The sequence below is a fragment of the Pseudomonas sp. ADAK2 TE3594 genome (genome assembly GCF_053628675.1).
Genome location: NZ_JBRJGV010000001.1, coordinates 6,542,130 through 6,564,939, shown reverse-complemented (window position 1 = coordinate 6,564,939; position 22,810 = coordinate 6,542,130). Strand labels below are relative to the sequence as shown.

General features: G+C 59.2%; 20 protein-coding genes. 1 reads left to right on the top strand and 19 read right to left on the bottom strand.

Going from position 1 to position 22,810, the window contains the following annotated elements:
• Window positions 1-27: 27 nt before the first annotated feature.
• From hldE to AB7M22_RS29485, 3 genes are all read right to left on the bottom strand, one after another.
• Window positions 28-1,449, bottom strand: coding sequence for a bifunctional D-glycero-beta-D-manno-heptose-7-phosphate kinase/D-glycero-beta-D-manno-heptose 1-phosphate adenylyltransferase HldE (hldE, locus tag AB7M22_RS29495; RefSeq protein ID WP_007902573.1), 1,422 nt, complete (start codon window positions 1,447-1,449; stop codon window positions 28-30).
• Between the two features lie 327 nt (window positions 1,450-1,776).
• Window positions 1,777-3,579 carry a lipid A export permease/ATP-binding protein MsbA gene (gene msbA, locus AB7M22_RS29490; RefSeq protein WP_454188610.1) on the bottom strand — a complete coding sequence of 601 codons (1,803 nt, stop codon included), beginning with the start codon at window positions 3,577-3,579 and terminating at the stop codon, window positions 1,777-1,779.
• 33 nt (window positions 3,580-3,612) lie between these two features.
• Window positions 3,613-4,056 carry a hypothetical protein gene (locus AB7M22_RS29485; RefSeq protein ID WP_454188609.1) on the bottom strand — a complete coding sequence of 148 codons (444 nt, stop codon included), beginning with the start codon at window positions 4,054-4,056 and terminating at the stop codon, window positions 3,613-3,615.
• Here AB7M22_RS29485 and AB7M22_RS29480 point away from each other — a divergent pair.
• Window positions 4,051-5,601: an O-antigen ligase family protein gene (locus AB7M22_RS29480; RefSeq protein WP_454188608.1), complete on the top strand. Its 1,551-nt coding sequence runs from the start codon at window positions 4,051-4,053 to the stop codon at window positions 5,599-5,601. The genes AB7M22_RS29485 and AB7M22_RS29480 overlap by 6 nt on opposite strands.
• 107 nt (window positions 5,602-5,708) lie before the next feature.
• Here AB7M22_RS29480 and AB7M22_RS29475 read toward each other — a convergent pair whose 3' ends face one another.
• The 16 genes from AB7M22_RS29475 to waaF all read right to left on the bottom strand — a co-directional run bounded on the left by AB7M22_RS29475 (window position 5,709) and on the right by waaF (window position 22,588).
• Complete coding sequence (locus tag AB7M22_RS29475; RefSeq protein WP_454188607.1) at window positions 5,709-6,593, bottom strand: glycosyltransferase; 885 nt, start codon at window positions 6,591-6,593, stop codon at window positions 5,709-5,711.
• Complete coding sequence (locus AB7M22_RS29470; protein ID WP_454188606.1) at window positions 6,590-7,744, bottom strand: glycosyltransferase family 4 protein; 1,155 nt, start codon at window positions 7,742-7,744, stop codon at window positions 6,590-6,592. The genes AB7M22_RS29475 and AB7M22_RS29470 overlap by 4 nt, the downstream gene beginning before the upstream one ends.
• Entirely contained in the window at window positions 7,741-8,625 is an 885-nt protein-coding gene (locus tag AB7M22_RS29465; RefSeq protein ID WP_454188605.1) for a DUF6625 family protein, read from the bottom strand. The genes AB7M22_RS29470 and AB7M22_RS29465 overlap by 4 nt, the downstream gene beginning before the upstream one ends.
• Before the next feature lie 52 nt (window positions 8,626-8,677).
• Entirely contained in the window at window positions 8,678-10,111 is a 1,434-nt protein-coding gene (locus AB7M22_RS29460) for a PIG-L deacetylase family protein (protein ID WP_454188604.1), read from the bottom strand.
• Between the two features lie 8 nt (window positions 10,112-10,119).
• Entirely contained in the window at window positions 10,120-11,016 is an 897-nt protein-coding gene (locus tag AB7M22_RS29455) for an antimicrobial resistance protein Mig-14 (RefSeq protein WP_454188603.1), read from the bottom strand.
• Window positions 11,016-12,146 carry a glycosyltransferase gene (locus AB7M22_RS29450; RefSeq protein WP_454188602.1) on the bottom strand — a complete coding sequence of 377 codons (1,131 nt, stop codon included), beginning with the start codon at window positions 12,144-12,146 and terminating at the stop codon, window positions 11,016-11,018. Before AB7M22_RS29450 ends, AB7M22_RS29455 begins: the two co-directional genes overlap by 1 nt.
• Entirely contained in the window at window positions 12,130-13,887 is a 1,758-nt protein-coding gene (locus AB7M22_RS29445; RefSeq protein WP_454188601.1) for a carbamoyltransferase family protein, read from the bottom strand. The genes AB7M22_RS29450 and AB7M22_RS29445 overlap by 17 nt, the downstream gene beginning before the upstream one ends.
• Before the next feature lie 227 nt (window positions 13,888-14,114).
• Window positions 14,115-14,987 (bottom strand): DUF3800 domain-containing protein, encoded by an 873-nt coding sequence (locus tag AB7M22_RS29440; protein ID WP_454188600.1) that lies wholly within the window; start codon window positions 14,985-14,987, stop codon window positions 14,115-14,117.
• Between the two features lie 69 nt (window positions 14,988-15,056).
• Complete coding sequence (locus AB7M22_RS29435; RefSeq protein WP_454188880.1) at window positions 15,057-15,392, bottom strand: YceK/YidQ family lipoprotein; 336 nt, start codon at window positions 15,390-15,392, stop codon at window positions 15,057-15,059.
• A 237-nt stretch (window positions 15,393-15,629) separates the two neighbouring features.
• Window positions 15,630-17,081, bottom strand: a complete 1,452-nt coding sequence (locus AB7M22_RS29430) for a lipopolysaccharide kinase InaA family protein (RefSeq protein WP_454188599.1) — start codon at window positions 17,079-17,081, stop codon at window positions 15,630-15,632.
• Entirely contained in the window at window positions 17,081-17,833 is a 753-nt protein-coding gene (locus AB7M22_RS29425) for a lipopolysaccharide kinase InaA family protein (protein ID WP_454188598.1), read from the bottom strand. Before AB7M22_RS29425 ends, AB7M22_RS29430 begins: the two co-directional genes overlap by 1 nt.
• Window positions 17,830-18,564, bottom strand: coding sequence for a lipopolysaccharide kinase InaA family protein (locus AB7M22_RS29420; protein WP_454188597.1), 735 nt, complete (start codon window positions 18,562-18,564; stop codon window positions 17,830-17,832). Before AB7M22_RS29420 ends, AB7M22_RS29425 begins: the two co-directional genes overlap by 4 nt.
• Complete coding sequence (gene rfaP, locus AB7M22_RS29415) at window positions 18,564-19,370, bottom strand: lipopolysaccharide core heptose(I) kinase RfaP (RefSeq protein ID WP_008004909.1); 807 nt, start codon at window positions 19,368-19,370, stop codon at window positions 18,564-18,566. The genes AB7M22_RS29420 and rfaP overlap by 1 nt, the downstream gene beginning before the upstream one ends.
• Window positions 19,370-20,491: a glycosyltransferase family 4 protein gene (locus tag AB7M22_RS29410; protein WP_454188596.1), complete on the bottom strand. Its 1,122-nt coding sequence runs from the start codon at window positions 20,489-20,491 to the stop codon at window positions 19,370-19,372. Before AB7M22_RS29410 ends, rfaP begins: the two co-directional genes overlap by 1 nt.
• Window positions 20,491-21,552 (bottom strand): lipopolysaccharide heptosyltransferase I, encoded by a 1,062-nt coding sequence (waaC, locus tag AB7M22_RS29405; protein ID WP_008074629.1) that lies wholly within the window; start codon window positions 21,550-21,552, stop codon window positions 20,491-20,493. Before waaC ends, AB7M22_RS29410 begins: the two co-directional genes overlap by 1 nt.
• Window position 21,553: 1 nt before the next feature.
• Window positions 21,554-22,588: a lipopolysaccharide heptosyltransferase II gene (gene waaF / locus AB7M22_RS29400; protein WP_218397135.1), complete on the bottom strand. Its 1,035-nt coding sequence runs from the start codon at window positions 22,586-22,588 to the stop codon at window positions 21,554-21,556.
• Between the last annotated feature and the right edge of the window lie 222 nt (window positions 22,589-22,810).

The window sequence follows — 22,810 nt, the reverse complement described above, 5'->3', positions numbered from 1 at the left end:
TACAGTACAAAACGGAAGACGTTCACTTCAATGGTTGCGGATCTTCTCGACAATCGCCGTGGTCGAGCTGTTTTCCACCAACCCCAGCACTTTCACTGTCCCGCCATAAGCGGTGACGATGTCCGCCCCGACTACCTGCTCGATGCCATAGTCCCCACCCTTGACCAGTACGTCCGGCTTGACCTCGCGCAACAGGTTTTCCGGTGTGCCTTCAGGAAAGCTGATCACCCAATCCACCGCGCCCAGACCGGCCAGTACAGCCATGCGACGGTCGACGCTGTTGATCGGCCGACCCGGCCCTTTCAAGCGGCTCACCGACGCATCGTCGTTGACCGCCACGATCAGACGATCGCCTTGGGCACGCGCCTGTTCGAGGTAGGTCACGTGGCCGGCATGCAGGATGTCAAAGCAGCCATTGGTGAACACAATTTTCTCGTTGTGTGCACGTGCGTCGTCGACTGCCAGCAACAGCTGCTCCAGCCCCAACACACCACGCTCGGAACCTTCTTCACGCTGAATCGCACGACGCAATTCCGGGGCACTGATGGCCGCGGTACCGAGCTTGCCGACCACGATGCCCGCCGCCAGGTTGGCCAGGGCCACCGCGTGAGGCAGTTCTTCGCCAGCGGCGATCGCCGCCGCCAGGGTAGAAATCACCGTGTCACCGGCGCCGGTCACGTCGAACACTTCGCGGGCACGGGCCGGCAGGTGCAGCGCCGGATGATCCGGGCGCAGCAAGGTCATGCCGTGCTCGCCACGGGTCACCAGCAAGGCGCCGAGGTCGAGGTCGTGCATCAACTGCGCGCCCTTGCTCACCAGCTCGTGTTCATCGGCGCAACCACCGACGATGGTTTCGAATTCACTGAGGTTCGGGGTGATCAGGCTCGCGCCGCGGTAGATCGAGAAATCCTTGCCCTTGGGATCGGCCAGCACTGGAATCCCACGGGCACGGGCGGCCTGGATCAGCACCTGATGGTTTTTCAGCGCGCCTTTGCCATAGTCGGACAGCACCAGCACCTTGATGCCTTCGAGCAATTCGTCGACTTGCTCGCCCAGCGCCAAGGCGTCGGTTGCGAAAGGTTCTTCAAAATCGATACGCAGCAATTGCTGGTGGCGGCTCATCACCCGCAGCTTGACGATGGTCGGCTGGTGCGCGATGCGCTGGAACAACGCCCGCACGCCGGCGCCCTTGAGGCTATTGACCAGGCTATCGGCAGCCTCGTCGTCGCCGGTCACGCCGACCAGCGAGGCCGGCGCACCGAGCGCGGCAATGTTCAGGGCAACGTTGGCGGCACCGCCCGGGCGGTCCTCGATTTGCTCGACTTTGACTACCGGTACCGGTGCCTCAGGGGAAATCCGTGAGGTACCACCATGCCAGTAACGGTCGAGCATGACATCGCCGACCACCAAGACAGGGGCTTGATCGAATCGCGGCATGGACAACTTCATGGAGCAACCCACATACAAAATGAACAGGGGCGCGATATTAGCACAGGGTTGGCGCTGGCTAGCGCGACGGCTGCAACCGGATGAATTGGCAAGAGGCTCTGCTCATTTATTGAGCAGAAATACCGATAGATGCTGACAGCGTCCGCACGTTGCAGATCCTGGTGTCGATCCCGCACTGTCAGCGACGCTTCAGTTGAGCAAACCTTAAACTAGCGCGTTGTCGAGATTTATTCCGGCATGGTCAAAGCGCAAGGGGCTGATTACAAGCACCGGGACGCGTTGCACGCCGGTGAACGCGAGGGTGAGCCGGGCTCACCCTCGCAACGGTCAGGCGATATCTTCAGCCGGGGCGTCGAGGCCCATGGCGTTCAGGCGGGCGTAGTAACCGTTCTGCGCCAGAAGTTCGGCATGGGGGCCGCGCTCCACAATACGGCCCTGATCCATGACCAGAATCAGGTCAGCTTTCTCGATGGTCGACAGACGGTGAGCGATGACTAGAGTGGTCCGGCCTTTCATGACCTGATCCAGTGCGGCCTGAATATGTCGCTCGGATTCGGTATCGAGGGCAGAAGTGGCTTCGTCGAGGATCAGCAATGGCGCATTTTTCAGCAGGGCCCGGGCAATCGCCAGACGCTGGCGCTGACCGCCGGACAACAACACGCCGTTCTCACCGACCTGAGTGTCCAGCCCTTCGGGCAACTGCGCGATGAAGTCCATCGCGTAGGCGTCTTTTGCCGCTTTCTCGATGTCTTCACGGGGCGCGCCGGCCAGATCGCCATACGCAATATTGTTGGCCACGGTGTCGCTGAACAGCGTCACATGCTGGGTCACCTGAGCAATGTGCTTGCGCAGATTCAGCAGTTTGTACTGTTCCACTTCAACGCCATCGATCAGGATCTCGCCCTTGTCGTGGTGATAGAAGCGTGGAATCAGGTTGGCCAGGGTCGACTTGCCACTGCCCGAACGCCCCACCAACGCCACCATTTGCCCCGGTTCTACCGTGAAACTGATGTCATCGAGTACCTGCCGCTCGGTGCCCGGGTAGGTGAAGCTCAGGTGGCGCACATCCAGCCGACCACTGACGGCCTCGCGCTCGACGGTGCCTTTATCGAGTTCGGGTTCGACGTCAAGTTGCTCGAAGATACTCTCGGCACCGGCGACACCTTTCTGGATGGTCGAACTGACTTCGGACAATTGGCGGATCGGCTTGGGTAACAGGCCCGCCAGGGTGATGTAGGCCACCATGTCACCGGCGGACGCATCACCGCGCAGGAACAGCACCAGGAACATCAGGACCGCCATGGCGCTGTAAATCACCAGTTGCAACAGCGGCGTATAGATGGCTCCCGTACGGGTCATGCGCAGTTGCTTGTCGGTATTGCCCTGGCTGGCATTGAAGAAGCGCTTCTGTTCGTAGACTTCGCCGCCGAAGCTGCGCACCACGCGATAGCCCTGGATGGTTTCCGAAGCCACGTGGGTCACGTCACCCATGGCGGCCTGGATCTTCTTGCTCTGTTTGCGGAATTTCTTGCTGGCGGTACGCACCATCAAGGCGATCAACGGCAGGATCGCAACCATGACCAGCGTCAGGCGCCAGTTCATGAACAGCAGCGAGGCGAACAGGAAGATCACCGTCATGCCTTCTCGGATTACGACCTTGATCGCATCTGTGGCCGCCCCCGTGACCATGGTCACGTTGAAGGTGATGCGCGAAATCAGATGACCCGAGTTATGCTTATCGAAGTAGCGGTTGGGCAAGACCAGCAGATTGTTGAACAACTGCACCCGCAAGTCGTGAACCAGCCCGAGGGAAACCTTGGCCAGGAAGTAGTTGCCCAGATAAGATCCAAGCCCCTGCCACGCGGCAATCAGAATGATCAGCAAGGGCACCGCCTGCAGCAGTTGCAGGTCACGCAGGTACGGCACGCTTGGAAACAGCACTGCTTCAGGGTTGGACAACCCGTCGACGAAGTACTTGAGGATGTAGCCGAGCATTGGCTGAGTCGAAGCGAAAATCAGAAAACCGACAATGCTGATCAGGAACAGACTGATGTACGGCCGGACATAGCCGAGCAGGCGGAAGTAGATTTTCAAGCTCGATGGGCTTGCAGCGAGACTGGAGTCGGTCATATCACGCGAATGTCGATAAAAAGGACGCTGACTTTAGCACAGCTTCTTCAGGGTTCTGGCAATCGCATAAAGGCTGTTATTGTTAGGCGTCATATTCAGCATCAAATAGCCATCACCCCAAGATGGCCGATCAACTTCAGGATTGAATCTTTCAGCATGCAACTCAGTGGTTTCAACAGCACGTCCAATCGAGTCTTCGATTTCATTTGCCTCTGGATTCTTCCTCTCGGCTATCTCTTGCTTCTGTGCGCCCTGTTCTTTCTGCCCGGGCGCAGCCTGCATCACAAGCTTTTCTACGGCTTGTTCAGCATTCCAGCGTTGATTGCCCTTTGCCTGCGTCCGCGAGAATTCAAAGAGTTGCTCCGCGAGCCAATCTTTGTCGCGCTGCTGCTGTTCGTCGCCTGGGCGCTGCTCAGCCTGAGCTGGGGACCGCCGATGGAGCACCGTGTCGCTAGCCAGTTCAAACCCTCCTTGCACACACTATTGCTGTTCGCTGGCAGCTATGTGCTGGTGCGTTACCGTAGCGACATCGTTCAACCCCTGCTATTCAGCGCCGCGGTGGTGGGGCTGATCGCTTCGGTCTACAACCTGTTCATGTTTGCCCGTATCTACGAACCGGGCATGCGCCTGATCGGTGGCGGCGCATTCGACAATCCGCTTCTCAGCTCCCACGTATTCGGCTTCTTTTGTACCTATTGGCTGAGCCTGAGCATGACCTGCAAACGTCGCCGGCTGCTCTGGCTGAGTATCCCGGCGATGGCGATCATGTTCGCCGCGGTGCTTGCCACTGGCTCCAGAACGCCGTTGGTTGCCTTGACACTGGCTGCATTCTGGCTGAGTTTCATCTGCTGGAACCGTCGCACCATCGTACTGCTGGGTACCTTGTTTATCAGCGGGACAGCGGTCGCCTTGCTGCTTTCGCAGATGATCATCGAACGCGGCGACTCCTATCGTTTCGAAATCTGGCAGTTGGCCCTGCAAAAAATTGCCGATCACCCGTGGATAGGTCATGGCTACAACGCCAGCCTGACCCTCGACCCGGGTATTGGCTACACCCTGCAGGAGCCTCATAGCTTCGCCTTGGGCGTGCTTTACTACGTCGGCATCTTCGGGCTGCTGCCATGGTTGTTTTTCCAGGCCTGGGGGTTGCTGAGCAGCTGGCGGAATCGCCTACAACCGCTGTTCATCATCGCCTCCACCTGGCTGGTATTCGGCATCGGGGCAGGCCTGACCGAAGGCGGCGGGATCATCTCTCGGCCCAAGGAACACTGGTTCCTGCTGTGGATTCCATTGGCACTGATCGCCGCGCTGAGCATCAACCAGCGAGCCAGGCGCCTGTCGACGATGCCGGTCAAGACGTTGACCTCGACGGCCCTGCAACAGTTGACCGACAGCGCCCAGGTGATCGAAGAAGATGGCCTGGGCCCCAAAGTCCTGCGCCTGATCGATGGCAGCTTCCTCAAGCTGTTCCGGCGTCGCCGCTGGTACACCTCGGGCAGCTTCAACCCCTATTCCGAACGTTTTGCCGCCAACAGCGAGCAATTGCGTAACAAGGGGATCCCGACCCCACAAATTCTGGATCTGTACCGTCTCAATGACGGCAGCAGCGCCGTGCACTACACGCCACTGCCGGGCAGCACCTTGCGCCAGGTGCTTCAAGGCATTACCGCGCCAGCAGTGCGTCAGGCGCTGGTTGAGCGTTTCGGCAAATTCATGGCACAGCTGCACGAGCAAGGTGTCTACTTTCGTTCCCTGCACCTGGGGAATGTACTGGTACTGAACGACGGAGAATTCGGCCTGATCGATCTGGCGGACATGCGCATCTATCCGTCATCGTTGAGCCTGTCCCTGCGCCAGCGCAATCTGCGCCATATGCAGCGTTACACCGAGGATAGGCGCTGGTTGTTCGAGGACCATTTTGACGCGCTACTGCAGGGATACGCCGTGACGGCGTCGAAATCCGCGGTCGATAGCCTGCACAGGCAAGTGCTGGCCGGAGGGCACCCGGCGAGAGCTCATTGATACTCGACCTTTTGCCGAGAAGATCGCTCGCTGAAGCACTGATAATGCACTCTATGTAGCAGCTGGCGCAGGCTGCGCCAGTTGCTACTCAGTCCGCCTCAAGACAATCAGTCTTTTTCCAGCGGCGAGAAATACAACCGTCCCAGACCGCGCCAGGTCTTCTTGTTCCAGGCCTTGAATGGTATCTGCGCCAGCAGCTCCCGCGCCAACTTGCGATCGCGATTGGAGGCTTTCAGGAACATCGAGCTGAGGAACTTGTAACGTACCTCGTCGTAGAGCGGATGATCGCTGAACAGCGCGTAGGAGCGCAGGATGTTGTCGATCATGAAGCGGTGATTCTTGTAGGAGTTGGTGGCGTGCTTGCGATAGCGCGCCATCAGCACATTCAAGCCATCGATGAAGTAACCGGCGCGGGTCACCTTCAACTCGATCAGCAAGTCCTCCAGGCGAATGTTCGGATCGAAGCCGCCCACCTTGTCCAGCGCTTCGCGGCGGATCATCAGGGTCGGTGCTGGCGGATAGGGCTTGCGCTCCAGGAACATGTCATCGAAATCCAGGCGACGGAACGGCACGTCGCGACGCTGACGTTTCTCCGGATAGAGATTGCCGTCGGCATCGATCAGCTCGATGTTGCCAGCACAGATCCCGACCTCCGGCTTCCCATCCATATACGCCACCTGAGTAGCGATACGCTCCGGCAGCATGATGTCATCGGACCCGAACGGCACAATCAGGCTGCCCTTTGAGCGCGCGATGGCGCCATTGAGGGTGTTGGTCAACCCCTGGTTCTGCTGAACCCGGAAATCGAAGCCGTGCTGCGCCTGCAAGGCATTGATCCGCTCGACGCTGTCATCGCTGGAGCCGTCATCGATGACCAGCAGTTCGATATTTTTATAGGTCTGGTTGAGGACGCTGAGAATACTTTCCTCGATATAACGGCCGTGGTTGTACGACGCGATAATGACCGTGACGAGGGGTTGGGCGTCGCTCATGATTGTTCCTTGCGGGCTTGACTCAAGCCGGAGTCGATCAGGTTCAGGTACTCCTGGCGGAACACCTCGATGTCGTGTTGTTCCTGGAGATAACGGTAGGCCTGTTCGCCCTTGGCCTTGAGCTCGTCGTCCGACAGCCCCAGGTAGTTATCCAGCGCGGCGACCAGCGTCGGCACGTCCGCCGGGGTAATCGCCAGACCGCCTGCGCCTTGAATCAGCGGCAACATGGCCGGTACATTCGAGGCGATTACCGGCAGATGCCCGCTCATGCCTTCGAGCAACGCCAGCCCCAGGCCTTCAGCCAGGGATGGCATGGTCCAGATGTCGAACGCGCGAACATACTGCAAGGCATTTTCCTTGAAACCCAGCAAAGACGCGCGACCGTTCAGGCCCAGGTGTTCGATTTCCGCAGCCAGGCGTGATTCTTCGCGCCCCGCCCCGATGATTGCCAGTTGGGTGTTCGGGTATTTGTCCTTGAGCGCGGCAAAAGCCTGCAATAGATAGGTGTGGCCCTTGACCGGCACCAACCGCCCCAATGCACCGACCAGACGCACCGACGGCTCGATGCCCAGCAACTCGCGAGCACGCTCGCGGCTGTGCTGCAAACCTTCAGCCTGCTCGATGTCGATGGCGTTGGTGATCGCGTAGGTATTCTGGTCGGTAAAGCCGCAGTCACAATCGAGCAGGTACTGTTTGACCGCCGGCGACACGCCGACAAAGCGCCAGTGGCGATCGACCAGTCGCTGGGTCTGGCGGCGCCGGTAAAACCGGTCGTACTCGCCAAAACCATGGGAGATACCGATGCACAGCGGTACTTTCAACCAGCGATTGAGCGCCAGCATCATGTTCACCGGTTTGAAACGGTTGCAAATCACCACGTCGAATTTTTCTTTGCGGCAGAACTTGTACAACTGCCACATCGCACGCAGGCGCATGCCCTTGAGAGACTTGTCGGAAAACTCGAAATACACCGAACGGTCAGCGCGGCTCACCGCCTCGCCAGGCCCGGGCTTGCCGCGCAGGAACGCCGCGACCACTTCATAGCGATCGCTCGGCAACGCCTTGACGATTTGTTCCGCCAAGTCGGCAAAATCATGGGCTTTGACGTTGTAGTCAGGCTGCAATTGCAGAACCTTTGACCGTTGACTCATAACTCTCCCCGGTGAAAACCAGTCGCATCGATGACCCACGCCGGCTCGGCGGCGATGCGCTTGACCTCGGCCGAATCGGGTGGAGGCAACCGCGACCATTCGTTGCGTTTCCAGCAGACGAAGTGAAAATACGGAAATTGGCGATCGCCATCGCGATCATTACTCAAACAGCCATTGCGCCAATACCATTGATGCGGAAAATCATCCGTGCCGTCGTGCCACTTGATGCAGCCACCCGGGGTGCTGAACGCCTCGGTGAACTCGCTGCGACGACGCCAGGGATTGAACTTGCCCACCAGGGTGAACAACGGCTCGGGAAAATTTTTGCGCCAGAGGAAGATTCGACTGAATGCGCCCTCATCCAGTGCGTGATGCGCCTGATCGGTAAATCGCTTTTGCCAGTCCTTGATCTGCATGAACAACTCACGCTTGCGCGCAGTGTTGCGCATCAGGCAAAGATGCCCCGCCACTCGCCGCTCATGGGTGGAGAACAGGTCATAACTGGCCAGCCGAGCAGAGGTGAAATAACTTCGCAGGTCACCGTACACCAGATCAATATCGCCGAACGCCCAGAAATCATAGCCTTGCAGGCGGTCAACATGGATATGCCCCAGAGCCGGCTTGATGTCGCAGAGCTTGTACGCCGCCTCAGGCGCAAAGTCGATATTCAGCCGTCGCGACACCAGCGCGCAGTACTCACTGAAGCTCATTGCCTCGACAGTTACATTGGGCGGAAGATTTTCGGGCGTACCGCAGTCACTGAACAGCAACCAGTCGATATCGGGGTTGCGTCGGCAACTCTCGAGGAAAAACGGCATCCAGAACGGCCAATGACCGAAGTACGGGATCAGGAAAAGAATACGCGGGCATGGATTGATCACAGAAATACTCACTACTGCTTAAATGCGCGACCATGCTAGGCCGCGTGATACTTCATTTCTGCTTTACAGATGTTTCATCATGCTTCAAAACCCAGAATAACTCGTGGCGTCTGACCGCTTTACGAAAGAAATCGTTCTTTCCATAGACGGATGGCACTCTACTGGCCAGCAGCCACTGTATCAACCGTCGCAAACGGCGCTTGAACGGCATGGGCGGCTGCAGGTCGTGCATCATACCCAACGCCATCGCTTTATCACGCTGGCGCTCCAAAGCAATTGGCAGGCAGCAGGGCTGCATCGGCGTTGCCGAATCGAATGCCGGCGGCAGGGCGATACCATGACTCGCATCACCCATCGGCCAACGATCATTGTCGTGCAGATGATTGGCATAGCCAAGCACGGTGGCCGGCTGCCATTCCAGCCCTTTCAACGCTTCGAGAACCGCTTCCTGAGCACAGATGTGATCGGGATGCGGGTCGAGGGTCGGGTGCGGCAGCACGATCACTTCCGGACGGGCTTGCAGCAACAGCTCACGCAAGTCGGCCAGCAAATTATTCCAGGTTGGCGCACCGTCGACATCACCCGGCAGGACAAATGGATTCAGTTGGCGAAAAAGCCGGGTGTCGCTCAAATCCGCTTCTCGCGACCCCACCGGCGTGGCTGGAGCGGCCTGCATAGTCGCCAGTTGCAGACAAAAATACCCCAACTGCACGCAATGAGCCTCGGGCACCCCGGCCCAGCGCGGCACAGCGATACTGTCCCAAGCCCGCAAACGGCCCTTGAGGCGCGCCGCCTCGACCGTATTCAGGCCCATCTGTTGATAGTGCCCGGCTTCGATCTCACCCGCGGTCAGGGTGACGATCCAGGCTTCATCGGCCTGACTGTACAAACCGTAGGCGGCCAGTTCGGCGTCATCGGCATGGGGCGCAATCACCATCACTCGCTGACGGCGATAGTCCGGTTGCTCGAACGCCCAGAGCACGGGCTCGCCGAGTAATCGGCAGAAACGCCCGCGCAGACGTAGCTCACCTTGCGACAGCACTTGTGCCTGCCCCGTCAGGTTCAGGTAACGCAGGCCATTTACACCACGCTCAAAGGTTTGCCGGTCGGGATTATCGCCACCCGCCAATTCGACCACCGGATCGATAAAGCGCCCCAGCCACGTGCTTTTCACCCGCAGCGCCAGCACCAGCGTAGCGTCATCGACCAACATGACGCTCTCGTCCAGACGCAGCCGCTCACCGTCCAGATAAACCTTGGGCTGCGGGGTATAAGGCGGGAAGCTGTATTGGTAATCGTCTTTGGGCGAATAAAACAGATGGTCGGCGAACCACGCCTCATGGGCAATCCAGCCCAGCACCGCAAGCACTAGCGGCAGCCACCAGGCGACCAGCACACCCATAGCGATCAACAGCATCAGCGCAATCAGCAGGCCTATGCGTTTGTTGCGCCGATGGCGCTTGAGCAGTTGCTGTTTGCGGCTCATGGGTTGGCTCATACCGTGAAGACCGGCACAGAATTGCACCAGCGGTCCTTGTACTCCCGGTCGGTCCGACCAAAGGAAAACCGCAGGGGCTTATTCAGCGCGCGCGCATGTTCCCAGGCGCTTTGGGTGTTGAGAAAACTCAGCACGCTGCCGGGGCTGAGTTCGCGGGTTTCGGGATCGACACCGCCGTTGACGTACTCGACGCTGATCCACTCCGGCGCCTCGACGCGGTATACCAGTTGAATCGCAATCGGTGCGTCGTTGAGGAAAATCACTGAGCCTATGAGCAACTCGCGCATCAGCTCGATCACCTCGCCCATACGCTCGGCTCCGGTGGCCGGGAAACCCCAACGACGCTGGAACAGGTCGCAATAGATCGCCGCCAGTTCGCTGCTGGAAAACTCGGTAACCGGCCGCGCTACACCACCTGCTTCTTCCAGAAGACGCAATTCGCGGCGCTGGTTGTAGCGAAACTTCTTCGACAGCTCTTCAGGCGTCCGGGCCATGGCCAGTTGTTCGGCCTGCAGCTTGATGCCGGTAAAACGGCCTTCGCTCAGCGCCGACAGGTAACGTCCGCGATGACGCAACGGTGCCTGGGCATCGGCGGCGGCCGGCAAGATCAGCTCGGCATTGCCGAGGTCGAACAGGCCCTTTTTACCACTGCGCTTGAGCACGTCCTTGGACAGTGCCAGGTCGCGACCCCAGGTCGGGATGGCAGCTTTCACTGCGCCATCCTGTTCCCAGGCCAAATAGCGCACCGGAATGTCAGCCAACTGTGCCAGACGCTCGACCACCAGGGGATGAGTCGCGACGCTGCCGCCAAAACGTTGCCAGGCCTGTGCATAAGTCGAGGCGTCGACCTGCGCCCAGCCACGTTCGCGCCAGCCTTCAAATCGGTTGAGCATCAGCCCCTCGGTGCCAGTTCGGTGACATGCGGCAAATGCCAGAAAGCGTCGCGCACCGCGCGATCGGAGAAGCGCTCGCGCAAGCGGTCGAACATCAGCTCGGCACACTGGCGACGTTGCTGGTCATCCATCGCGGCCATATGTTGCAGCCCTTGAGCCAAACGCTCGGCATCGCCCAGCGGAAACAGAATGCCGACGCCTTCAACCACTTCCCTGGCCCCACCGCACGCAGTGGCGAGCAACGGCACGCCGGCAGCCATGGCCTCCAGCAATACCATGCCGAACGGTTCGTGATCGGAGCTCAGGGCAAACACATCGAAAGCGCGGAAGTAGCGACGCGCCTCGGGCACCAGGCCGAGGAACAACACGCGATCGCCGATACCCAGCTCACGTGCCATGGCCTTGAGATCCTGCTCCAGCCGACCGCTACCAAGGATCACCAACTGACTGTTGGCCGGTAACCCCGGCAATGCAGCAGCAAAACCATGCAGCAGCGTGGCCTGATCCTTGTCCGGATGCAGGCGCCCGACGTTGCCGACGATCCAGGCATCCATCGACAGACCGAGGGTTTCCCGGGCCTCACGAACCGATACCTGACTGGACTGCAACGCCTGCACATCGATACGGTTATAAAGCGTCTGAATCCGCCCGACCGGCCATTTCGGCAAACAACGGCGCATGTCGTCACGCACCGCATCGGAGACCCCGAGCAGGCTCAGGCGCTTGCGGAAAATATGTGCGAACAGTTTGCGGGTACCGCGCTGGTAATCGCCAAACGCGTGATGCACGCCAATGACCGGCAATGAGGTGCCGAGCAAGGCGATATAGATCGGTTTGAAGCGGTGAGCAATGCAGAAACTGAAATTGCGCGAGGCGGCGATCTTGCGCAGATCGCCGATGGCGCCCAGCTTCAAGCCACGAATGGCCTTGGAGCTGTATTCCATGAACAGCACTTCATCGGAAGCACAGCTCGCGGCGACTTCGGCATCGGCAGCCCCGGTCAGAAACACCGTGGTCACTCGATAACCGGTCCCCGCGAACAGGCTGGCGTACTGCCGGGCGCAGTCCAGAAACGGCCCGTCATAGCCGTGGCAGAACTGCAGCACATGGCGCTCAGCCGAGCGAGTCATAAGCGTCCGCGCCTTCTTTGACCACCAGAATGTCTTCCATGATCAGGTATTGCAGGTCGGAACCGAAGAACATATTCAAGGCATCGGTCGGCGAGCAGATCATCGGTTCGCCACGACGGTTGAGCGAGGTGTTCAGCGACACGCCGTTACCGGTCAGCACTTCCAGCGCCTTCATCATGTCGTAGTAGCGCGGGTTGTATTCGCGCTTCAGCACCTGGGCCCGGGATGTGCCGTCTTCGTGGACGACTTCCGGCACGCGCGCCTTCCACTCTTCAGCCACTTCGAAGGTAAAGGTCATGAATGGTGCCGGGTGATCGATCTTGATCATCTGTGGCGCAACGGTGTCGAGCATCGACGGGCAGAAAGGCCTCCAGCGCTCACGGAACTTGATCTGGTGGTTGATCCGGTCAGCCACGCCGGTCGCGCTCGGGCAACCGATGATCGAACGACCGCCCAAGGCGCGCGGACCGAACTCCATGCGGCCCTGGAACCAGGCCACCGGGTTGCCGTCGACCATGATCTTGGCGATGCTTTCCGGCATGTTCTCAAGCTTGCGCCACGCAGGCTTGCTCGGGTGACGGGCACAGGCAGCGAGCACGTCTTCGTTGCTGTAGGACGGGCCGAGATAGACATGTTCCATCTTCTCGACCGGTACGCCACGGGCGTGGGACACGTAAGCCGCTGCGCCGACCGCGGTACCGGCATCGCCGGACGCAGGTTGAACGAACAACTCTTTGATATCGTCGCGGGCAATGATTTTCTGGTTCAGCTTGACGTTCAACGCACAGCCACCGGCAAAGGCCAGTTTGCCGGTTTCCTTGAGCACATCGCCCAGGTAGTGGTCGATCATCTGCAACGCCAGTTTCTCGAACAGCGCTTGCATGCTTGCGGCGTAGTGAATGTACGGCTCGTCGGCGATGTCGCCTTCGCGCTTGGGCCCCAGCCACTCGATCAGCTTCGGCGAGAAGTAGAACCCCTTGCCCTTCTCTTTATAACGACGCAGACCGATGACGTTGGCGTAGTCGGTGTTGATCACCAGCTCGCCGTTCTCGAACGAGGCCAGACGCGAGAAATCGTATTTGCTGGCATCGCCGTACGGCGCCATGCCCATGACCTTGAACTCACCGTCGAGCATCTCGAAACCGAGGAACTCGGTGATCGCGCCGTAAAGGCCGCCGAGGGAGTCCGGATCGAAGAATTCCTTGATCTTGTGGATCTTGCCATTTTCGCCGTAACCGAAGAAGGTCGTGGCGTACTCGCCCTTGCCGTCGATCCCCAGGATCGCGGTTTTCTCTTTGAAACCGGAGCAGTGGTAGGCACTGGAGGCGTGGGCCAGGTGATGCTCGACCGGTTCGATCTTGATTTTCTTCGGATCGAAGCCCAGTTGCTCGAGGCACCAGACAATCTTGTTGCGGTAGCGCTTGTAGCGACGGTTGCCCATCAGGATCGCGTCGAGGGCGCGGTCCGGGGCGTACCAGTAACGCTTGGCGTAGTGCCAGCGAGCCTTGCCGAACAGGCTGATCGGCGCGAACGGAATCGCCACCACATCAACGTCGGACGGCTTGATGCCCGCCTGCTCGAGGCAGAACTTCGCCGATTCATAAGGCATGCGGTTCTTTGCATGTTTATCGCGCACGAAGCGCTCTTCTTCAGCCGCCGCGACCAGCTTGCCGTCGATATACAGGGCTGCGGAAGGATCATGGCTAAGGGCGCCGGACAGGCCAAGAATCGTCAATGCCACAGGGGTCTAGCCTCTTTAGTCTGCATGCAGGCGCAACGCGCCTCAAAAATTAATGTGCCCTCGCAAGGGGCGAGAGACAGCTAAAGCGCGGGATTATAGCTTAAAAGCGGCGGCAAGCCTCTAGCGGGAAGTGGCAAGCTGGCGCGTTGACAGATGAAGGACCTCGACATAGACTCCTGCGCAAATGGACTGGGGGATCCCGGTCGGCGTTGTGGCCTCGGTGAGTTTCACCGGGGCTTTTCGCTTTCTGAGAGAGGGAAAATCTTTAAACCCCAGTTCTCGAAACCCTTCCCCACATTTTTACGCCCGCCACTGCAGTAGAACTTGCGCTTGAGTACGTCAAAGGCACGATTTTCTTGCCCAGACCGCAAAACGCTCATACCAATGGGTCTTGCAACAAGATCCGCTAGCTGTAACCCCGTAGAATTCACTTGCTTGGTTGCAAAGACGATATCGAACGGCAACTGAATGCCCAATCGGTTCGCGCCATCGCACATGCGACGAAACTCCAGTTCAAGCTCGTTATCCTCCCGCTTCCCTCGACGCTCGAAAATCACATGAGTTAAAACGCTCTGTTGATTCTTTTCCTGTAAATACTCATAAAGCGTTTCCAGACAAAAGCCGAGTGCGACGTGATAAGGATTGTGGACAGGACCTTGTTTTTCGCGAAGGGCAGCTTTGTCGATAACACAGCTGATCAGGACGAAATTGCTGGCTTCAATGATGCCCGTCAACTCATTGAGAAAGGCATGTTTGTGTTGCCTCGACATGAACAGACTAGAGAACGCTCCCTTTTCTTTTCGAATGTCCAATTCATGCAGACCGATCAGGTCGTGCCCCATATGATTAAATTTAAACTTCTGAAGGGCAGGAATAACCTTCTCGCAATAATGCCTTTTATGAAACACACAAAATGCCAGCACAAACATTGGATAGTTTGGATCTAATGTTTGCATCCCATGATCGCCACTCTCATCCACATAGATTATGAAATCGCTATACCTCCCGAACGGAGGTAAAGGCTTTTTCGCCTCAACATTAGTCAAGGCCTCGTTTTCAAAAAGAAAAAACTGTTGAGAAGGCAAGATCGGGGTCGACACGCGCTATTCACCCTTTGTTTCTAACCAAGTGCGTTAGGTGTAGCACTGACACGCGAGAATACAAAAGAGCTACCCGCGACCCGGCCGCCAGTAGATCCTGATATTTCCGTCGGTTGCCTGTCGGTAAATTGTGTACGGCAAGGCAACCGTGTCCAGCGCACCAGACAAGGTCAGATCCAGCAAGACAACCGGCACCAGAATACCGGTGGGATCAGGCGGCGCATGCAGCAGGCAAAAGTCGTGGGCCAGGCCGCTGTAGATGCGAGGGATGGATTGGCAGTAGGTTTTTTGCTTCCTGAGGCCACGGGCGGCGGCTTCGTCATCCTGCAACACCGTGACAGCGGTCCCGCAGCCAGATAGCGCCAGTGAGAAAGTGCTCAGCAACACAGCCATTTTTATCGTCAAAATCTGCCCTCCGAGAACGTCAGGCAAACTAGCATCGTGGCTATTCAGGACACAGTTCATGGGGTCTGTAGATCATGTAGGACGGTTCACAAGAACTTGTCCTCTAGATCTTGGGAGGCTGATCTGCCGCCATCGCGGGCAAGCCCGCTCCTACAGTTATCGCGCCGCACACAAAGCTTGTGCACACCACTTAGCCTGTGGGAGCGGGCTTGCCCGCGATAGGGGCAAAGCCCCGATTCAGGCAGCGCTAGAAATATCTTTAGGCAAACGCTGGTCAATCACCTGATACAGCGCACTGCTCTCGGGCCAATTACGCATGAATCGAGCCCGATCCCGCGCGTATGCCGGGGCAAAGCTACTGAGCGAACCATGCTGACACATCGAATCCAGATCGATCAGCGCCCAGCGATCCTGCTGCCAGAACAGGTTATGGCCCTTGAAATCGCCATGGCTGATCCGCTCGCGAATCAGCTCGGCGAACAGGTGATCCAGAGCCTGCAGCTCGGCTTCCGGCGCTTCGCCGCTTTCCACGTACGGCGCAAATCGCTCGATGATGTCCGGCCCCGGCAAATACTCGGTCACCAGGTACGCCCGGCTGCGCAGCCAGAGAAAACGCTTCTCCAATAACGCCAGCGGCTTGGGCGTGGCGATGCCCAGGAACGCCAAGCGATTGCCTTCACGCCATGAGTGCCAGGCGCGGCTCGGACGCCAGAAACGTTTGAGCCAATGGGCAAAGCCTTTGATGTTGTAGCGTTTGACCACCAATGTACGACCAGCCACCTCGACCCTGCCGACGCTCGCCGCGCCACCGGTCTTGTACAGATGGCCTTGATCGAGCAAGGCATCGGCCTGTTCCAGTACCGGCAACATCGCCGTCTCTTCCTCGCGGCGAATCGCCCGCAAGCCGAACGCTCCGCGCTGGACGCTGAATAGCGTGCATTCGCGGCCGACCTTGATCAGGAAATCCTTCAAGCGCCAGCGACGGACCTTGTCGATCTGTTTCTGCAACGCTTCCATGGGCAAGGCATGCTCGCCGTTCCCCAACAGGTAATACACCAGCAACTCTTCGGTGAAGGGTTCCAGTGATTTGGGTAACTGGGCGAAAAACACCCCGAGGTTCTCCAGGACTCTCTGCTGCGACAGTGGTTTGCCAGCCGTCTCGGCACAGATCCCGGCGCCATCGATCAAATACAACTGACCGCCGTGGCGCAACAGGTTGTCCAGGTGCAAGTCTTCCTGCCACAGGCCTTTGCTGTGCAATTGCCCGATGGCGCCCAACGCCTCGGCCAGCACCGCCGATTGTTCATCCGCCAGCACGGGCAAGTGTTCGACCTGTTTCCAGGCATCCCCCAGGCTCTCGGCGCCTTCAAGGAAATCGAACAACAACCAGCCGCCTTCGCCGTCCTTCAGGCCATCAGCCAATAACAACGGCGTGGTCAGCCCCTGAGCGGCGAGCAAACGCACGCCGTCCAGTTCACGCTGAAAATGCCGCGCAGCTTTACCGCCGACCAGCAATTTGGCCAACACCGGCCGGCCGCGCCAGACCCCGGCACCAACGTAACGCTGCCCCGGCAACACCCGCAGCAGACTCAGTAGCTGTAACTCCGCAGGCCCCGCGGCATCGGCCAGTGGAATGTTCAGCGGCAGGCTCGGGCTGCGGCCGGCGTTTTTCAGTTCGGACAAACGCATCAACGCGTCTCCTTGTGACTGCGCCGCGCACTCAGGCGCGATACCCAACTGTCCACCAGCGAACTGTTCAATGGTTGATCCAGATAAACCGCCAACAACTCGCGCAGCTGACTTTCGCTCCATTCCGGCGCCCGACGCAGCAACGGCTCCAGATCCTTGACCCGATCACGTTGGCCGAACAACAGCGGGCGGGTTTTTTCCAGGTCGATCAACTGAGCCTGGTAGCCGTCGCCGGTGGCCTGGAGAAAAATGTGTTTGGGGTAGAAACAACCGTGGATTTGTCGCACAGCGTGCAGGCGGCGCGCCAGTTGACCACAGGCCTTGAGAATGGCCGAGTGCTGCGCTGCGCTCAAATCCGACCAGCGCTGCAATAGCGAATCCAGGTCATCCCAGCCGTCCAGCGCGCGGGTCAGCAGAATCGCCCGGACTTCGCCATCGACTTTGCGCTCACCGAAGAACGCTGCCTGCAGCGCCGGAATACCCAGTTTCTGATAAAGACTGATGTTACGAAACTCACGGGAAAAACTCGGCTCGCCAAAGGGCGAATGCCACGTGCGCGTCAGATAGTTGCTCTGGCGCTTGAGGTAGTAGCCATGACCTTCCAGATCCAGCCGAAACACACTGCTCCAGCCACCTCGACCGGTGTTGGGTTCGTCCACCGCCTCGAGCTGTTTGGCCCACAGCGCATCGAAGGTGCCGAGGCCATGACGCTCAAGCAGCGCACGGTCTTCAGCAGCCAGAAAATCAGTCATTCGCGTCCCTCGAAAAATCTCACCACGTGCCGAATCCGTTTCTTGTCGGCGGCATTGAGCCGAGTGCATTGGCGGTATTGCAGGTAGAAGCGCAGGCGCTGGGTGGCCGACAGGTGATACTTGGCGACCTTGTCGAGACAGGCCAGATCCTTGGTGATCCGGTATTTGAGCCAGAAACCGCTCCAGAAATCACCGTTGGGGCAATCGATCAGAAACAATTTAGCCTCATCGTCGATCAGCAGGTTGCGCCACTTCAAATCGTTATGGGTGAAACGGTGGTCGTGCATGGTCCGGGTATAACCCGCCAGCTGTCGACTGATGCTGTCGACCCAAGCGCGATCTGCCAGTTTCGGATCATGCCGGTCAGCCAGGGCCGACAAGTCTTCGGTATGCGGCAGTTCGCGTGTGATCATCGCTCCACGGTTGTATGCCGCGCCGCGCCGCTCCAGCCCCCAGGCCACTACTTCGGCGGTGGGAATGCCCCATTTGGCGAAACGCTTGAGGTTCTGCCATTCAGCTTTCACCCGCGGCTTGCCCAGGTAACGGCGCAGGCCTTTGCCGGCGCCGACGTAGCGCTTGACGTAATAGTTGACGCCATTGCGCTGGACGCGAATGACCTCGGACAGTGGATCGCGGGTCAGTTGTTCGCCCTTGAGCGCGAACACCGCGTCAAGACTGCCGAAGTCTTCTGCCAGATCGCTGTAAGCAGGTTCCAGTGTCCAACCCGACATCAGAGCGCATCCCCGTATCGCTGCTTACGCTCGTAGAGCTTGTTGGCCTTGCCTTCGAGCCATGCCAACAGTCCCGCTTCTTCGGCCAGAATCTGGCGCAGCGGCTGTTGGAAGTACCCCTTGAGGAAACGCAGTTTGTCGCGACGGGTCAGGCCGATGTCCAGCGCCGAAAAATACAGCGCCGCCAGGTCCTTGTTGCGCCAGCGTTGGGTAATCGTCGGACGGGTCTGAGCCCGGTGCAGATCGATCACCGACAGCTTGAAATCATCAAAGGTCACCGGCTTGTCGGTGTGCAGCAGGAAGTGGCAGATGTAGCAGTCGCGGTGGTTGACCCCGGCGCGGTGCATCATGCCGGTCATGCGCGCGACTTCGGCGATCAAGGCACGCTTGAGTTTTGGCTCGGGCGGCTGCTTGACCCAGTCGATGCTGAAATCTTCGAGGCTGACGGTGGGCGCCAGCTCTTGCGTAACGATGAACGAATGCTGGTCCGCCGGGTTGCTGCCTTTCTCGCCGTAAGCGACGGCGGTCATGGTCGGCACGCCGACTTCTTGCAGGCGCTGAATAGCCTTCCATTCCTGGCCCGCGCCAAGCACTGGCAGCTTGGCGGTCAGCAGGTTCTTGAAAATCTCACCCCAGCCGATGCCACGGTGGATCTTCACGAAGAACCCGTGGCCATCCACTTCAGTACGCAGTGTCCGGCGCGCTTCAAGCTCGCGGTACACCTCGCCCTTGAGACCCTCGACTTCGGCAAACGGATCGCGCCCGGCCCAGAGGCTCTTGAACGGTTCAGCCAGCATCAACTTCATTAAGCGTGCTCCGCCAGAATCACATCGGCCGCGTGCTGCGGCATGCTGTAGAGGTCGGCCGTCTCGGCGAAGGCCAGACCGTTGCGGCTCCAGGCCGCCCGTGCATCCTGGTCGTTCAACATGCCGGTCAGGTATTGAGTCAGTTGGGCTTGATCGAAGGGCTCATCCAGCACCAGACCCGCATCGGCCTCGGCGATGTAATGGGCATACCCACACACCGCGCTCACCAGCACCGGCAAGCCGGCCACCAGAGCTTCAAGCAATACCGTCCCGGTGTTTTCGTTGTACGCCGGGTGAATCAACAAATCGGCACCGAGCAGGAAACGCGGGATATCGCTGCGGCCCTTGAGGAACGTCACGTTGTCGCCCAGGCCCAAAGTGGCGCTCTGCAGCTGGAATACTTTGGGGTCGTCCTGGCCAATTACAAACAGCCGGGTGCGTTTTTTCAGTTCGGCGGGCAGCGCGGCCAGCGCCTTGAGGCTGCGGTCCACGCCTTTGGTCTTGAACCCGGAACCGATCTGCACCAGCAGCAAATCGTCATCCTTGAGGTTGAACTCTTGACGAAACTCAGCGCGAATCTGGGCCGCATTGGCGGGTGCGCGACGGTCCTGAGAGATACCCGGCGGCAGTAAATGGAAGCGTGCAAGCGGCGTGTCGTAATGCTTGATGAACAGCGGCTGCTGCACTTCGGAAATCATCAGCACTTCAGTTTTGGCGTCCTTGGCGAACACTGCGCGCTCATACTCGGCGAAGTGCCGGTAGCGGCCCCAGCGACGGTATAGCGAGTTACGCAGGTTTTGCGCCTTGTCTTCGAAGCAGCCGTCGGCAGCGTAGTAAACGTCCAGGCCCGGCATTTTGTTGAAACCGATCAGGCGATCCACCGGACGCTTGGCCAGATCAGCTTCCATCCACTCGGTGAGTTTTTCGTTGCGCCGATGATTGAAGAACGCCTTGACCGGCGCCACCAGCACTTCGAAACCCGGCGGAACATCGCCTTCCCAGATCAGCGTGTAGACACGAATCTGATGGCCGCGCTGCTGGCATTCGAGAGCGATGCGCATGAAATCGCGCTGCAAGCCCCCAAACGGAAAATATTTGTACAGGACAAATGCCAATTGCATCAGCGCAGCTCCTCAGCCAGTAACAACGTGCTCAGTCGGCTCGCGACACGCTCGGGATTCAGACGCGTGAAGCACAGGGGCCACTCGCGTTTCAGGTCGAACCGACGGGCATCGTCGGCCGTCGGTTGATAGGTGCATTTCTTTTGCAGGCACGGCGCGCAGGGGAAATCGCTGGCCATGTGAATCTGCGATTTGCCGTACGCGCCGGTCAGGCCCGGGTTGGTCGGGCCGAACAGCGACAGGGTCGGCACGTCCAGCGCCGCGGCCAGGTGACCGAGACCGGTGTCCACCGCTACGCAGGCTTGCGCTCCGGCCAGGACTTTGCCGACACCCGCCAGGTTCAGTTTGGGTAGCACTTCGACGTGTCGCATGTCTTTGGCGATGCGCTCGGCGCGGGCCTTTTCGACCGGATTACCCCACGGCAGCTTCACCGCCACGCCGAGGTAACCCACCCGCTCGGCCAGCTCACGCCAATAGGCTTCGGGCCAGTGCTTGGTGTCCCAAGTGGTGCCATGAAGAAACACCACGTACGGATTCTTGCGCGGCAACTCCACCAGTCGCTCGACGTTCAGGCCATAGTCGCCCAGCCCTTTAGGCAGGTCGTAACCCAGTGCGACCGCGAACAGCTGACGCACTCGCTCTACCGCGTGCTGCCCACGGGCCACGGCCAGACGTCGGGAATAGAAGCGCGCGGCGATGGGTTCGCGAGCCGAATTTTTGTCCAGCCCGGCCACCGGGGCTTTGGCGTAGCGAGTCAGCAACGCGCTTTTCAGCAGGCCCTGGGCATCGATCACCAAGTCATATTTGGTCGCGCGAATGCTTTGTTTGAAGCGCTTCCACTCGCCACTCTTGATGGTCTGCCAGATGTTCTTGCGCCAGCGACGGATCGCCACCGGAATCACCTTGCCCACGGCCGGGTGCCAGGTCGGAATCTCGGCGAAGCCTTCTTCCACCACCCAGTCGAACGTGATGCCGGGGATAGCCCGCGCCGCGTCGGTCAACGCTGGCAGCGCGTGAATCACGTCGCCCAGCGAAGAAGTCTTGATCAACAGTACCCGCAAACTATTTGACCTCGACCACAGTGCCCAGCAACCGCTGCAAGGCTTCGTTCACCGCTTTGGGCATGAGTTGGCGCAAGCAATTGTAATGACCGAACCGGCAGGTGCGATCGAAGCACGGACTGCATTCGATGCCCAGGCGCACGATTTCGACATGCTCGGCCAATGGTGGTGTGAAACCCGGCGACGTCGAACCGTACACCGCCACCAACGGGCGGTTCAGCGCGGCAGCCACGTGCATCAAGCCGGAGTCGTTGGAGACCACCGCATCGGCGCAGGACAGCAGATCGATGGCCTCGGCCAGGGAAGTGTCGCCACTGAGGTTGACCGATTCTTCACGCAAACCCGGAATCAGCCGTGCACGAATGTCTTCGCCCACCGCATGATCGTTTTTCGAGCCGAACAGCCAGACCTGCCAGCCTTCACGGATCTTCGCTTCGGCGACCTTGGCATAGTGCTCGGACGGCCAGCGCTTGGACTCGCCGAACTCGGCGCCAGGGCACAGCGCCAACACCGGACGGTCTAGGGCCAGACCGAACTTGGCCAGTGCGCCGTCGCGGGTCACCGGGTCGATCTGCAGGCTCGGCCGCGGATAGGGCTTCGGCAGCTCGACGCCAGGCTCAAAGGCCAGGGCCATGAAGCGTTCGATCATCAGCGGGTAACGCTCTTTGTCGAGCGTGCGCACGTCATTGAGCAGGCCATAGCGGAATTCGCCGCGCCAGCCGGTGCGTTTCGGGATACCGGCGAAAAATGGCACCAGCGCCGACTTCAGGGAATTGGGCAGCAGGATGGCCTGGTCGTACTGACCGGCCAGGGATTTACCGATGCGCCGACGCGTCGCCAGTTCCAGCACGCCGTGGCCGAGCGGGAAGCTCAAGGCCTGGCGCACTTCGGGCATGCGCTCGAGAATCGGCCGGCTCCACTCGGGGGCCAGAACGTCGATTTCGCACTGCGGGTGGCGCTGCTTGAGACACTGAAAAAGTGTCTGCGCCATCACCATGTCACCGACCCAACTGGGCCCAACGATCAGAATTTTCATGTGGTTTCCAAAAACGAGCCGGGGAGGCATACGCCTCCCCGCCTCGAGAATCCAGCACCTTCGGGGTGAACCGTCAGGTCATTTGGACGAGCCGATTGGGGCTCGTCGGATCAATTTTGTGCACATCCATGCGATACAGCTTAGCGGCTTCATCTACCTTACACCGCACATCCAGTGTGGGAGCGAGCCTGCTCGCGATGGCGGCCTCACAGTCATCATAAA